This window comes from Mycoplasmopsis bovigenitalium (assembly GCF_900660525.1).
Lineage (GTDB): Bacteria > Bacillota_I > Bacilli_A > Mycoplasmatales > Metamycoplasmataceae > Mycoplasmopsis > Mycoplasmopsis bovigenitalium.
The window spans coordinates 288,382-302,921 of record NZ_LR214970.1; the positions used below are offsets into that span (position 1 = coordinate 288,382).

Below are 14,540 nucleotides of genomic sequence, written 5' to 3' on the forward strand. Positions count from 1 at the left end.
TACTTCTAACACCTAGCACCCTTTTCGCAAGGGCACACCCAAGTGAATCCATAATAGTGTGTTTATTTGATATCAAATTGAATTAAAAATTCTTTTTAATTATAAAGTAAAAGGCAAAAATTCAAAATTAAAAAAACTAGCTTAAAAGCTAGTAAAATTATCAAATCTTTACACGTTTTTCAGCTGGAATAAACATTTTATCGCCATTTTTTATTGAAAATTCTTCAATAAATTCTTCGCGATTTGCTGCTTGTATGTTTGCTCTTAATTCAGCTGGTGCATGCGGATCTTGTTCAAGTAATCTTTGTGCAGTTTCAGGTTTGTATTTCGATTTTCAAACCCTTGCTCAGTTAATAAAGAATTCTCTTGCACTGTAATCGCTTTCCATTTTAGCTGCTTCAAGTGCACAACTCAAGCCCCCAGCATCAGCAATATTTTCGCTAACTGTTAAAGTTCCATTACATTTACCAAAATCTGTTTCGGCACCTTCGAATAATTGAATCATTTGTTTTGTTTTTTCACCAAATTTTTCAAAATCTTCTTGTGTTCATCACATTTTTAGATTTCCGTTTTCGTCAAAGTTGGCACCATTATTATCAAAAGCGTGTGATATTTCGTGTGCTATTACCGCACCAATCCCACCATAATTTTCTGATGATGAGTGTTTGATGTTGTAGAATGCTCCTTGAAGTATACCTGCCGGAAAAACAATGTGATTATACATTGGGTGGTAGTAAGCGTTAACTTGGTTTGGAGTCATTCCTCAGTAATTTTTATTTATTGGCATTTTGTATTGAGAATAATTGTATTTGGTTAAAACTTGGTTAAATTTTAATACTGATTCAATCAGAGATTCTGTTGATTTTAATTCCTTGTAATAAGGTTGAATTTCTGTTGGGTAACCAATGTGCACACCTAGAGTGCTTAATTTTTTTAGTGCTTTTTCAATTGTGTTTTTAGATAATCATGTGTTTGATTGAAGTCTATTTTTGTAAATCTGAATCATGTGTTGAACCATTCGTTCAACGTCTTTTTTAGCTTTGGCTCCAAGTTCTTTTTTGGCGTAATAAACACCAACCGGCATACCAAAGAAGTGTAATGCTAAATTCAGTGCATGTTTGTTTTTGTTTTGGGCTTTAGCTTGGCCAGAAGTAAATAGTTTATATTTTGTTGCCTTAACTCTTGTTTTTTCATCTAAATATGTTGAATATTTAAGTGCAAATTGTAATGCCATTCAATTAATAATTAGTTCAAAATTTCCCTCATTGAATATTTTGTCAATGTTTTGGGCAAAATTATCATCGTAAAAAACAAGCTCGTCAACAGGTTTATCAATTATTTGTTTTATAATAAAATCAAAGTCAAAATTTTTGGTTGATTTAACAATTTTGTCATATTTATATGGTTTGTAAAGTTGTGTGTATTGAACTTTTTGTAGAGAAGTTAAAGAATATTTGGCTACTATTTCATCAAATTTAAGTGCTTTTTTGATTATTTTATTTGCTTGATCTTTGTCCTGTACATATGCTAAGATAATACTTTTTGCCATTGATTTAAAAACTTTTAAAAATTTTGCTTTTTGTTCTTTATTTTCATAGTGACTTTTATCTGGCAAAATATGTCTTGCAATTCCTACATAAAGCGTTTGCAATGTTGAATCAAGAAAATCTGTTTGCACTCCAAAATCAATTGGTAAAGGATAATCTTTGTATAAAAATTCAACATATTTTGATTTTAATTCTGATAAATTTTTGATGTTTAGTATTTCATCAATGTATTTTTGTAATGGTTTTTGGCCAAGTTCATTTCTTTTGTCAATGTCGCTTGTCAATTTATAAAAATCTGCAAAATTCTTTAATTCTGTATCAAGATTATTCTCATTTTCGTTAATTTTTAGAATTTTTTTCGCCAATTTTGCAACTATTTTTTCATTGCGAATGTCCAACTCAGCAAATTCTCCAGTCGAAGATCTATCACTAGGAATTTGTGTTTGTTCTAATCACTCACCATTCACAGATTTGAATAAATTATCTTTAATTTCATATTTCATATTAGCCTCTTTTGAATAGTTTTTCAAATACTTCATCATATGATGATACAGGGATGAATTCAATTTCTTGTTTAACTTCGTCGGGTATGTCGTTTAGATTTTTTTGGTTTTGTTTTGGAATAAATACTGTTTTAACACCTTTTTTAAATGCAGCAAATGATTTTTCTTTTAGTCCGCCAATTGGCAACACGTTGCCACGCAATGTAATTTCACCAGTCATTGCTACTTCGTGAGATACAGGTTTATTTGTTAGTGCTGAAACTAGTGCTGTTGTAAAAGTTATACCCGCACTTGGCCCATCTTTTGGAACAGCTCCTTCGGGAACGTGAATGTGAAGCTCATTATTTTCAAAATCGAATTCAATTCCGAATTTTTTGGCATTTGATCTTACATATGAATAAGCAATAGCTGCTGATTCTTTCATAACATCTTTAAGTGAACCAGTAAGTTTGAATCCACCTTTTTGTGCAGGATATGAACTAACTTCGATTTGCAATGTACTTCCACCAATTGAAGTGTAAGCTAGACCATTAACTACTCCAACTTGAGGTTTTTTATAGTCATCTTCATCACCATATTTAGGTGTGCCAAGTAATTTAATTGCCGTTTCTTTATCAATATTAAATTCTTTAATATCCTCCCCAGCCACTATTTTTGCAACTATCTTACGAGCTATCTTGTCTAATTGACGTTTTAATGAACGCACTCCTGCTTCAGCAGTGTAATTTTTAATAATTACTTCAATAACATCATCTTCAATTTTGAATTGTTCTTTACTTAATCCTGCTTGACGTGCAGCAGTATCAACCAAGTGTTCTTTTGCGATTTTAATTTTTTCATTTGTTGTATATGAATTTAATTCCAATATTTCCACACGATCTAATAAAGGAGCGGGTATATTTTCATAATAGTTTGCAGTTGCAATAAACATAACTTTAGATAGATCGTATTCGTGTTCTAAGTAGTTATCTTGGAATTTTGTGTTTTGTTCTGGGTCAAGAACCTCCAACATCGCTGATGAAGGATCACCTTTATAATCTGAACTCATTTTATCAATTTCATCCAATAAAATCAGTGGGTTTGAAACACCGGTTTTTTGGATTGCTTTAATAATTTTTCCAGGCATTGCACCAACATATGTTCTTCTGTGACCTCTTATTTCACTTTCATCATGAACCCCGCCAAGTGAAATTTTTATATAACTTTTGTTTAATGCTTCAGCAATGGCTCTGGCAAGCGAAGTTTTACCAGTTCCTGGAGGCCCAACAAGTGTTAAGATTGGCACATTATTGAAGTTTTTTTGAACTTTATTTGAATTTTCGCCACTTTCTTTGAATAAATCAAGATCAATTTGCGAATCCTTGTCAAAGTCTAAAAGTGATTTTTCTTTTGATTTAAGAGCACGTGTTTTGTGATTAATTATTAATGATAGATATTCAATAATTCTTTCTTTTACTTCACCAAGTCCATAATGGTTTTTGTCAAGAATTTCTCTAGCTTTTGAAATATCAAGTGATTCTACTTCAATTTTTCTTCAAGGTAAGCTCTTTAAAACGTTGATATATGATGAAGTTATATTGGCATCTGGTGTACCCGACATCATTGATTTCATTTTGTTTGTTTCAGATTTAATTAGTTTTTGTACAGATTCAGGATACATTTTTGACTTGTTTTTGTCTTTAATTATTTTTGTGTATTCTGATTCATCATCAGCATCTTGATCGTTTTCTTGAAGTGACTCTTTTATTGCTCTTAGTTTTTCTTTAAGTAAAAATTCTCTTTGCTGTTTATCAAGATTATCTTTAACTTTTTTATTAATTTCATTTTCAATGATTGCGTCAGAAATAACGTCTGAATTATCTTTTCTGTGTTTTTTGGTTTTGACTTCTTCAATTGCTTCTCCGACGATTCCGTCAAAAATTTCTAAACTCTTAAACACTTGAGTTTGTTTTGGACTTCATTCAGATAAGAAGTAAAACGATCTTATGTGGTCAATAATTAATCTAATTTGTTCAACAATATTTCTGCGTTCAAAAATATCCAATTTAATTCAATTATTTGCATAGGTAAAGTATAGTAACGATGAAATTATGTCAACAACATTTGCTCCATTAGGGTCAATAAAATCATTTTTTGAAGGTAATTTATTATTAACACTGGCATCATAATATGGATTATTAATTAATTGCATTTGAATAGTATCTCAAATTGAAGATTGTGCTAAAACAGTTGCTGCTTCATCAATTTGTGTTAACAAAATTGAAGCGTTTCCTAGGTCCTCAACGCTTGCATCATATGAATATTTATGAGTAATTACACTTTCAATATCGGTAATATTTTTAGCATTTTCACCATTTGCATCAAGAGCTTTTTCAATAAAGTGTCTACCAATCCCAACCAATGTTAATGTATAAATTCCGCCTGATTTTTTAGTTATTTTTTGAATTCTTGCATATGTTGCAATTTTTGAAATTTCTTTAAATTTAACTTGAGAAATTGGTTTTTGAGTATTGTTTTCAACGTCTTCAATAGAAACAAGTTGATAACCAAGCATTACATACTCATAAACATCTTGATTTATTAATTCAAATTCAGATTCAGAATTTTTAATTTCATCAAAATTTGGTTTATTTTTATAACTTTTATTATCTTTATTTTTTGCTAATTTTTCTTGTAGAGTATCCAAATATTCCTTGGTTCAAACATTACCATATGGCATAACATCAATTTGTTTTATTTCATGACCATAAATAACTGCGTTTAACAGCATTTGATCACCAATTCTTGTCACCAATAATTTTTCTTTCATATTACCTCCGGATTTATTTATTAATATATTTTAGCACAATGGCACTTAGTCTGCTAAAAATTATTAATTTTATTAATTTTGCCAAATTTTGATTAAAAAAAAGCCCTATTTTGGCTTAATTACAAAGTTAATTATTTTGCCAGGCACATAAATTTCTTTAATAATTTCATTATTTTCAAGTCAACTAGCAACTAATTTTTTGGCCATTAAAATAATTTCATCTTTATTTGTTTGGTTCATTGGAATTGTAAGCTGTTCGCGTAATTTACCATTTATAGTTATTGCGTATGTAACTTCATTTAATTCAAGCGCTTCTTGGTTGATTGTAAAATCATACAGATTTTTCAATGAAAAAAATCTTTCAGAAAGCTCTCATGATAAGTGAGGAATGAATGGTTCTGAAATATTAAGTATTACATAAAAGAACTCGGTGTTAAGTTTGTCTGAATCAATTTTATCATATGCATTCATTGTTTCCATGCATCAAGCAATTAATGTGTTAAATGAATAATTATTTTTTCTATCGTTGAAAATGTCTTCTTGTTTTTTTAACCCTAAATATAATTTTCTTCTTGCTTGTTTTTCAATTGAATTTAGGCTTGATTGGTCAATATTTCTAAAATCTAGGTCAACTGATAATTTTGAAGCTTTTTCAATAAGTCTTTCAATGAATTTGTAGCTTCCTTCGATTCCAGATGTTGATCATTCTAGTTCTTTTTCAGGAGGAGCTGCAAAAAGAATAAATAATCTTAGTGTATCTGCATTGTATTGAGCAACGGCATCATTTGGAGAAACAGTATTACCTTTTGATTTAGACATTTTTGAGCCATCTTTTAAAACCATACCTTGTGTTAGTAAGTTTGCAAAAGGTTCTCTAAAATCAATATAACCTAGAGTTGCTAATACTTTTGTAAAGTATCTTGCGTAAAGCAAGTGCAATATAGCATGCTCAACTCCACCGATATATTCGTCAACTTGATTTCAGTATTTAACTGAATTTTGATCGATTGCTACCTTGTTGCGCAAAATAGGTGGAACTGTGTATCTTAAAAAGTATCAACTTGATTCAAAAAATGTATCAAAGGTGTCAGTTTCTCTTTTTGCATCAGAATTACATTTATGACATTTTGTATTAACTCATTCTAAGTTTGTAGCTAAAGGATTTCCAAATGAATTAAAATCTACATTCTCGGGTAGTGAAACTGGTAAATTATCAATTGATTCAGCAATAATTCCACATTTTGGACAATGAATAATTGGGATTGGTGCACCTCAATATCTTTGTCTAGATATTCCTCAATCACGAAGATTCATTTGTGAACTTTTTTGTAGGTTATCAACAGCAATTTTTATATTATTTTTACCAAATTCAATATTATTTTTGATTGAAAATTCTTTATGACTTTTAAGTTTTTGAGCATCAACTAAAACAACTCTATCAGTAGCACCAATTGAAGCAAAATCGGTTATTACAATCTTGTATGACTTGCCATATTCAGCGATTGCATCAACATCAAGAATATGTGCAAGTTGATTTGAAAAGTCTTTATTCAATGCCTTATTTTGAATTTCAAGTATTTTTTCTATTTCATAATCTTTTAAAATATTTAGCTCAATTAGTTTTTTTACTATTGGATGTTGAGCACTAATTGCTAAAAAGTCGAATGTTGATAAATCATCAATATTTTTTACAAATACATTGATAAAATCAATTAATTCGCTATTTTTCGAAACTTTAAATTTTAGATTATATCCTTGTTCATAACCAATTCATTTTTTCTGCATCATCAAAACTTTATCAGGTCAATGATTTTTTAAAGTGTCAAGGTCATTTTGCAATTCTTGTGCATAGTCCCTAATTTTTAGGTAGTATTGTTCCATATCGCGTTGTACTACTTTTTCATCACAACGTCAACATAATCCATCAATAACTTGCTCATTAGCCAATACTGTTTGGTCTTTTTCGCATCAATTAAGTGGTGATTTTTTTCTGTATACAAATCCATTTTCCCACATTTTAATGAATAACATCTGTTCTCACTTTGTGTACTCTGGATCACAGGTAATAACTTCGTGCTCTCCTCAGGCAAATGAAATACCTAATCTTTTTAGTTGTGGATTCATTTTCTTGATGTTTTCATATGTTCAAGTTTTTGGGTGAATTCTATTCTTGATTGCAGCGTTTTCTGCGGGTAAACCAAAAGCATCTCAACCAAATGGGTGTAAAACGTTAAAACCTTTTCTACGGTAAAAACGAGAAAGAACATCGCTAATTGAGTAATTTCTAACATGACCCATATGAATGTTTCCAGAAGGATAAGGGAACATACTTAAAATATATTTTTTAGGTAGTGAATAATCATCTTTTGGTAATGAATAATTAGTTTCATCTCAATATTTTTGTCATTTCATTTCAACATCGTGTTGATTGTAATTAAATTTTGACATTCCGCCTCCTAAAAGATATTTTTAGCAATTCTATTTATATTGTAATTAGATATGTATATGACTATTGAATTTATTGAAAGGTTTGCTATGTTAAAAAGAAAATATGTTACAAAGGTTCCTAAATAATAGTTTGGAATAAAGAAGAATAATGCTTTAAATTTTCCGTATTCTTTTGAAAAATGAATAAAATCGTAATGTTTTGAAAGCTTAAATAATTTAAAAAATAGTGGTGTTGCAAAGAAAATATTTATAGCCACCATAATCAATGTTGTTGATAAGATGGCAAAAATAATTTTGAATAAATCGGCAAGATTTTTTGACTTTATTTTTTGATTTTTGTCTCTAAAAAATAATTTGTTTAAAAGAAGATAGCTCATTACAAAAACAAATTGGGTTAAAACCTGCATAAATGTGCCAAATAATCCAGCAATATCATAACCAAGTGAAGAATATGCAGGACTAAACAAAAATAATGTAATTAGGCTAAATACACCCCATTTAAAACCAATGAATTGAAATATTGTTAAAGTAAAAATTAAAGATAAATTAAATTTTAAAAAACCATTAAAGGGCATTAATTGACTTCAAACATCAAAGACTATCATTAGCGCGAGCAATAATCCGGTTAATGATATCTTCAGTGAAATACGCTTGTTTCAATACATTATTTTGTACCAAAAATTCTGTCTCCTGCGTCGCCTAAGCCTGGTTCAATGTATTTTTTATCATTTAAAATTGGATCTAGCGCTGCTAGATAAATTTTGAAATCTTTACCAAATCTTTCGTGAATGTGCTTAACTCCTTCGTTAGTTCCAACTAAACACACAAGCTGAATATTACTAAAACCATCATCCATTAATTTTTGAATAGCATCAGCTGCAGATGCTCCAGTTGCAAGCATTGGATCCACAACAATAACATAACTATTTTTGTCAACACTTGGCATTTTATAGAAATATGTTTCTGGTTTAAAAGTTTCTTCATTGCGATATAAACCAATATGCCCAATTCTAGCTGTTGGAATTAACTCAAGCAATCCTTCAGTCATTCCTAAACCAGCTCTTAACACTGGTACAATGACAATTTCTTTGTCATATGTTTCACCAACAAATTTTTGATTGAGAGGTGTAATAATTTCCTTTGCTTTTGTTTGATATTCACGCATTATTTCATAAACCATTAGAGATGTTATTTCGTTTAAATTTGACCTAAAAACTGAGTGATTAGCATTTTTATCACGCATATTTGTTAATTTTATTGAAATAAGCGGGTGAGTTATAACTTTAAGCATTAATCCTCCAATATTTTTATATGTAAATAATAGCACATTTAATATTTAAATTTAATATTGATATGTTAAATATGGTATTTTATATAAATATATTTAATTAGAATTGTTAATTGATTTTAAAGTAGTGTAGTTATATTATTCATATTCAAAGGCATAGTTCATTTATATTTTGTGTGTTTTAATGTAAAAATATACACAATTTTCCATTGTAATATATATTGATAATTTGCTAATTACTGCATTATATTTCGCTACATATTTTAGAAAAATAAAACACAGTTATTCGATAGCTGTGTTGTTATTTTGCTTTTTTAAATTGTTTAATTTATCCTTGATAATATAAATTATTCAGTTGGTTAATAATGAAAAAATTATTGCTAAAACCAATGTAATAAACATTCTTCAAAAAATACTTAAATTTGTTAGCGAACTAAGTATTATTGTTAAAAAAATGGCTGTTAGTGGGATTAAATATTTAAACGTATCAATCTTTAAAAGATTGAAATAGGTCAAAAGTATTGCTAAAGATATACTAAAAAATCCTATTGCAATTGGTGTAAACAATATTGCATAAAAATTATTGATTTTTTGTCCATTAAAGTCACTTGTAGATGTAAGCCAAACTACAACCATCGGTATCACTAATAAAATTGAACAATAGAGAATTGAAACAATAGGTCAATACTTTTTATTCATAATTAGCTTTTAATTCATTTAACATAAATATGAATTCTTTTAAAGTTGTTGTGTGAGTTGTTTCTTCTCCGTATTTTCTATAAGAAACAAGACCTTTCTCGCTTTCGTTTTTGCCCAAAATTACCTGGAATTTTGATTTAGATATCTGAGCTTCACGAATTTTTTTGTTTAATCTTTCATCACGATCATCAAGTTTCACACGGAAATTATGAGACCATAGTTGATTGGTAATTTCTTTGGCATATTCAATGTTTTCATCTAAATTAACTGGAATTACAGTAATTTGTTTAGGCGCTAATCAAAATGGTAAAACCCCTTTGGTTTGTTCAAGTAAAATTGCAACAAAACGCTCATAGGTTCCAATTAATCCACGGTGAATCATCACTGGAGTTGCATCATCACCATTTTTATCAGTGTATTTTAAATTGAATTTCATTGGTTGTAAGAAATCTAATTGAATTGTTGCAACTGTGACTTCATGCCCTAATGCTGTATGAATTTGAATATCCATTTTTGGACCATAAAATGCTGCTTCGCCCTGAATTGCTTCATATTGAACATTCATTGAGTCGAGAGCGTTTTTTAACATTGTTTCACTTTTGACTCACATTTGTTCATCATCAAAGTATTTTTCTTTATTTTGTGGGTCTCTTAATGATAATGATATGTAACTAATTTGAATATTAAAGATTTTAAGTGTTTCACTGATTTGTTTGTACATATGAATGATTTCGTCAAAAATTTGATCTTCTCTTACATACAAGTGTCCCTCGGTTAAAAGCATTCCTCTAACGCGTTCTAAACCAGTTAATGCACCAGATTTTTCATAACGGTACAATTGTGATTGTTCTGAATATCTTATTGGTAGGTCTCTATAAGATCTTTTTTCTAAACCATAACAAATATTGTGGTGTGGACAGGTCATTGGGCGCGGAATTAGTCTTTCTTTTTCCACAATTATTGGCGCAAACATGTCATCTTTGTAATGCTCCAAGTGCCCTGATGTTTTATACAACTCTTCATTTCCAAAATGTGGCGTTAAAACTTCTGTAAAACCATATTTGCGATCCATTTTTAGCACTAAGTTGCGAATTTCGTTGTGAATATACATACCATCTTCAAGTCAAATTGGTAATCCTTGACCGGTTAATTGATGCATTGCGAATATTTTTAGATCTTTACCGATTTTTCTGTGATCTCTCTCTTTTCTATCTTTTAGTAGTTCAAGATAGCTTTCTAGTTTTTCACTTGTTTCTCAAGCTGTTCCATATATTCTTGTTAGTTGAATATTATCAGAGTTGCCTCTTCAGTAAGCTCCTGCCAACGATAGAAGTTTGAAATGTTTAAGATTTTTAGTTGAATGAATGTGTCCGCCCGCACATAAATCTTTAAAAATTATTTCTTTATTCAATGGGTCTTGTAAAGCATAAAATGTTACTACTTGACCCTGCGCTTTTAGTTCATCATATAATTCTTTTTTGTAAGGTTTATTATTGAAATCATATTGATTTTCGTCAATTTGTATTGTTTCAAGATTTCTTGAAGCAAGTTTTTTCATTAATTTTTCAATTTTATTTAAATCTTGATCACTTAATGGGTTTTCAAATTCAAAATCATAATAAAAACCCTCATCAGTTGCAGGTCCAAATCCTAATTTAACATTAGGATATAATCTTTCAATAGCTGCTGCAAGCAAATGTGAACATGTATGATTAAGTAATTTATCAGCTTGTATTTTCATATTGTCTCCTAATTAAAACCCATTTTAGTTGCTAAATCTTTAACTATTGGTTGGCAAATACTCTTTGCTTTTAACGCGCCTTTTTCAATAATTTTTTCAATGTTTGACTTTGCATTTTGGTAATTATTTTGTATTTTAGTCAACTCATTTTTTACAACTTCGGCGACTACTTGCTTAAATTCAGAATAGTTAGAATCTTTGAATTTTGCTTCTGCTTGTTCTAAACTCATATCAGTTAAAGATGCATAAATGTTCAATAAATTAACAATTCCTTGTTTATGTTCAGCAATATATACTTTATTTTCAGAGTCGGTAACTGATTTTAATATTTTCTTGTAAGCAACTTCAGGATCATCGTGTAAGTAAATTGTTCCTTTTGACGATTTGTCTGATTTTGACATTTTAATTTCAGGGTTGCTTAATGATTTGATTCTTGCGCCAACTGGCGGAATAATGCCCTTAGGCAATACAAATTTTGTTTTATATCTTTTATTTAAGCGCTCGGCGATTGTTCTAGTCAACTCAAGATGTTGTGTTTGGTCCGCCCCAACTGGAACAACATCTGCATTGTAAATTAGTATGTCAGCAGCCATCAAAATTGGATACATCAATAAACCCACAGGAATTTTTTCAGTGCCATTATCTTGTTTTTCAAGTTTTTGAGCTTTGTCTTTATATTGAGTCATTCTATAAAGTTCTCCAAGAGAAACTTCTGAAGTCATTAATCATTGAGCAAAGGCATGTTCATAGACATCTGATTGAAAAAATATTGTACTTTTCTCAGGGTCAAGTCCGCAGGCAATATACATTGCCACTATTTCTTCTCTTGCTTGTTTATTAACTTTGGGGTCAACACTTCCCATTGTTAATCCATGTAAATCAGCAACAAAATAATATGCATCATAATCATTTTGCAATTTAACAAAATTTTTAAGTGCGCCAATATAGTTACCTAGTGTTAAGTCCCCTGTGGGCTTGATTCCGCTTATAAGTCGTAATTTACCCATATCTCTCCTTATGGAATTTAATATAAATATTAAAAATTATAATACTTAATATTAAAATTTGTATAATAAAAGCATGACTAAAAAAGACAAGTTTAAAATAGTAATTTTGACAATTTTTACACTAGGTTTTTGTTGATTACATTGATACAGAATTAATAAAAAACACCAAAATCTTGTTCAAGGTAAAATAGATGCTGATATTAACCAAAGAGAAATTGACGAATTAATTCGTTTTATAGGTGGTTTGGATAATATTGCTGATGTTAGTTCATCTGGTTCTAAATTGAAAATTTTCTTTAAAAATTCGCAATTAATTGATTCAAAATCAATAATTGATAATAAGTTAGCTACTGGTGTTTTTGTTTCTTCTGATTCAATAACCTTGATCGTTGGCGTTAAATCTTCAGCATATGTGAATGCATTAAAAAAATAGCGCGCGCTATTTTTTTATAACTTGTCTTGAATTGCGTTTATTGCGGGTAGTTCTTGATCTAGAAGGTATTGTTGAGAAGCGCCGCCCCCAGTTGATACGTGAGTTATTTTATCTTTGAATCCAAATTTTTCTGATGCAGAAATTGTGTCACCACCACCAATAATTGAGTAAGCACCTGAACTAACTATTGCATTACCAATTGCTCGAGTTCCTTCTTCACCAAATTCTTTTTCAAATACCCCTAAAGGCCCATTTCAATAAATTAATTTGGCATTTGCGATGTGTTTTTTGTATAAATCAATTGTTTTTGGTCCAATATCAATACCCATTTTACCTTTTTCAACATTTTCGTCTTTAGAAATGCTTGCCATATTATCTTCAAAACTATTTACCATTGCATTATCTACAGGAATAATGAATTTTGCTTTTGATTCAGCCATTAGTTTGGTTGCGAATTCAATTTGGTCATTTTCAACTAATGAATTGGCAATTTCAAATCCTTTTGCTTTTAAAAATGTATATGCCATTGCACCACCAATTAAAATTTCGTCGGCTTTCTGACTTAGTTTTGTTAGATAGGAAATTTTGTCTTTAACTTTTGCACCACCCACAATAGCTATAAATGGTTTTGTTTCTTTCGAAAATGCTGTATCAAATGCATTTAATTCTTTTTCAACAAGCATACCAACACCAGATTCTTTAACTCTTAAAGAAATTCCGATATTTGAAGCATGTGATCTGTGTGCAGTTGCAAAAGCATCATTAATGAATACATCAGCTAATGAAGCTCATTTTTCACCCAATTCTGGTGCATTTTTGCTCTCAGATTTTTCGTTTAAGTCTTCAAAACGTGTGTTTTCTACCAAAAGAACTTGGCCATAATCCATTTCACTTACTGCTTGTTCAAGTAATGGTCCACTTGAAACCGGTGAAAACAATACTGATTTGTTCAATAATCTACTTAATTCATTTGCAATTGGTAAAAGTGATTTTGAAATTTTATCTTCTTCAGTTTTGACTCTTCCTAGATGAGAAAGCAAAATAACTTTTGCATTTTGGTCAATAGCATATTTTATTGTGTCAAGAGCAGCAACTATTCTTTCGTTAGATTGAATTATCCCATTTTTGATTGGGGTGTTAAAGTCGACTCTAATTATTACTCTTTTGTTTGTTAATTGAATATCTTTGATTGTCTTTTTCATGATATCTCCTAGTTAATTTATTTAAGTATAAATTTTTATTATTTAAATTTGTATTTAAATTGAATATATAGGTAAATTTTATGTTAATAATGCCACAATTATTCAACCGCTATTACTTCTAAAAATGTATCAAGGTCTAAGGTTGCATTTCCAATTAAAAAACCATTAATATCAGGAATTTTTGCTAGGTCTTTGATATTTTTAGCATTAACAGACCCACCGTAAATTATTTTCGTATTTGGGCTTGTTATTGAACGAATGTATTCAGCCATATCTTTTAAAAATGTTGGTGATGCACTTTGGCCAGTTCCCATAGCTCAAATAGGTTCATAAGATATGATTACTTTACTAAAATCTATATCTTTTGATGATTCAAGGATTTTCCGTTTAACCACTTCTTTTGATTTTCCTTGTTGATATTCGGTTAAACTCTCTCCGAAACAAATTAGAGGGGTTATATTATATTCAAGGGCTGCCTTTGCTTTTAAGTTAACATCACATGAGGTTTCGTAGTGATATTTTCTTCTTTCAGAGTGGCCAACAATAACGTATTTTATTCCAAATTCATTCAACATTTCGGCAGAAATATCGCCAGTGTAGGGACCAGCTGGGAATTGAGAAACATCTTGTCCAACTAACATTAATTTGTCAATTTTGTTGAATGCTACATGGGCTGCAAGATTTATTGGCGGCATTGCAATACCAAATTCATTGGCATAAACTGCATCTTTATATGTTTTATCTTTTCTAATTTTTTCCTTGAACTTTTTATTGAATTTTTCCAATCATTCTGCACTTTCACCAAATGTTTTATTCATTTTTCAATTGGCTATAATAATTTTGTTCATAACAAGCCTCCTTAT

At 29.8% G+C, this 14,540-nt stretch carries 10 protein-coding genes and 1 pseudogene; 1 reads left to right on the top strand and 10 read right to left on the bottom strand.

Annotated features, from left to right (window positions below; genetic code table 4):
• Positions 1–157: 157 nt before the first annotated feature.
• The 8 genes and pseudogenes from EXC34_RS01250 to trpS form a co-directional block, all read right to left on the bottom strand.
• Positions 158–2,050, bottom strand: coding sequence for a M13 family metallopeptidase (locus tag EXC34_RS01250; RefSeq protein WP_129687583.1), 1,893 nt, complete (start codon positions 2,048–2,050; stop codon positions 158–160).
• Between the two features lies 1 nt (position 2,051).
• Positions 2,052–3,929, bottom strand: a pseudogene (gene lon / locus EXC34_RS01255) (endopeptidase La); the annotation flags it as partial.
• A gap of 1,035 nt (positions 3,930–4,964) precedes the next feature.
• Positions 4,965–7,307: a class I tRNA ligase family protein gene (locus EXC34_RS01260; RefSeq protein WP_129687585.1), complete on the bottom strand. Its 2,343-nt coding sequence runs from the start codon at positions 7,305–7,307 to the stop codon at positions 4,965–4,967.
• Positions 7,308–7,315: 8 nt separating this feature from the next.
• Complete coding sequence (locus tag EXC34_RS01265; RefSeq protein WP_165001209.1) at positions 7,316–7,972, bottom strand: MPN527 family putative ECF transporter permease subunit; 657 nt, start codon at positions 7,970–7,972, stop codon at positions 7,316–7,318.
• The gene (gene upp, locus EXC34_RS01270; protein ID WP_129687587.1) at positions 7,972–8,598 is read right to left on the bottom strand and encodes a uracil phosphoribosyltransferase; all 627 of its coding nucleotides are present in this window, start codon (positions 8,596–8,598) and stop codon (positions 7,972–7,974) included. Before upp ends, EXC34_RS01265 begins: the two co-directional genes overlap by 1 nt.
• Before the next feature lie 279 nt (positions 8,599–8,877).
• Positions 8,878–9,294 (bottom strand): MAG3450 family membrane protein, encoded by a 417-nt coding sequence (locus EXC34_RS01275; protein ID WP_129687588.1) that lies wholly within the window; start codon positions 9,292–9,294, stop codon positions 8,878–8,880.
• Complete coding sequence (gene thrS / locus EXC34_RS01280; protein ID WP_129687589.1) at positions 9,287–11,035, bottom strand: threonine--tRNA ligase; 1,749 nt, start codon at positions 11,033–11,035, stop codon at positions 9,287–9,289. The genes EXC34_RS01275 and thrS overlap by 8 nt, the downstream gene beginning before the upstream one ends.
• Positions 11,036–11,043: 8 nt before the next feature.
• Positions 11,044–12,042: a tryptophan--tRNA ligase gene (trpS, locus tag EXC34_RS01285; protein WP_129687590.1), complete on the bottom strand. Its 999-nt coding sequence runs from the start codon at positions 12,040–12,042 to the stop codon at positions 11,044–11,046.
• Positions 12,043–12,115: 73 nt separating this feature from the next.
• Here trpS and EXC34_RS01290 point away from each other — a divergent pair, with 73 nt between their 5' ends.
• On the top strand, positions 12,116–12,475 hold the full coding sequence (locus EXC34_RS01290; RefSeq protein WP_129687591.1) for a hypothetical protein: 360 nt from the start codon (positions 12,116–12,118) through the stop codon (positions 12,473–12,475).
• A 14-nt stretch (positions 12,476–12,489) separates the two neighbouring features.
• Here the strand turns inward: EXC34_RS01290 and EXC34_RS01295 are convergent, their stop codons facing one another.
• Positions 12,490–13,677: a phosphoglycerate kinase gene (locus EXC34_RS01295; RefSeq protein ID WP_129687592.1), complete on the bottom strand. Its 1,188-nt coding sequence runs from the start codon at positions 13,675–13,677 to the stop codon at positions 12,490–12,492.
• A gap of 98 nt (positions 13,678–13,775) precedes the next feature.
• Positions 13,776–14,525, bottom strand: coding sequence for a triose-phosphate isomerase (tpiA, locus tag EXC34_RS01300; RefSeq protein ID WP_129687593.1), 750 nt, complete (start codon positions 14,523–14,525; stop codon positions 13,776–13,778).
• Between the last annotated feature and the right edge of the window lie 15 nt (positions 14,526–14,540).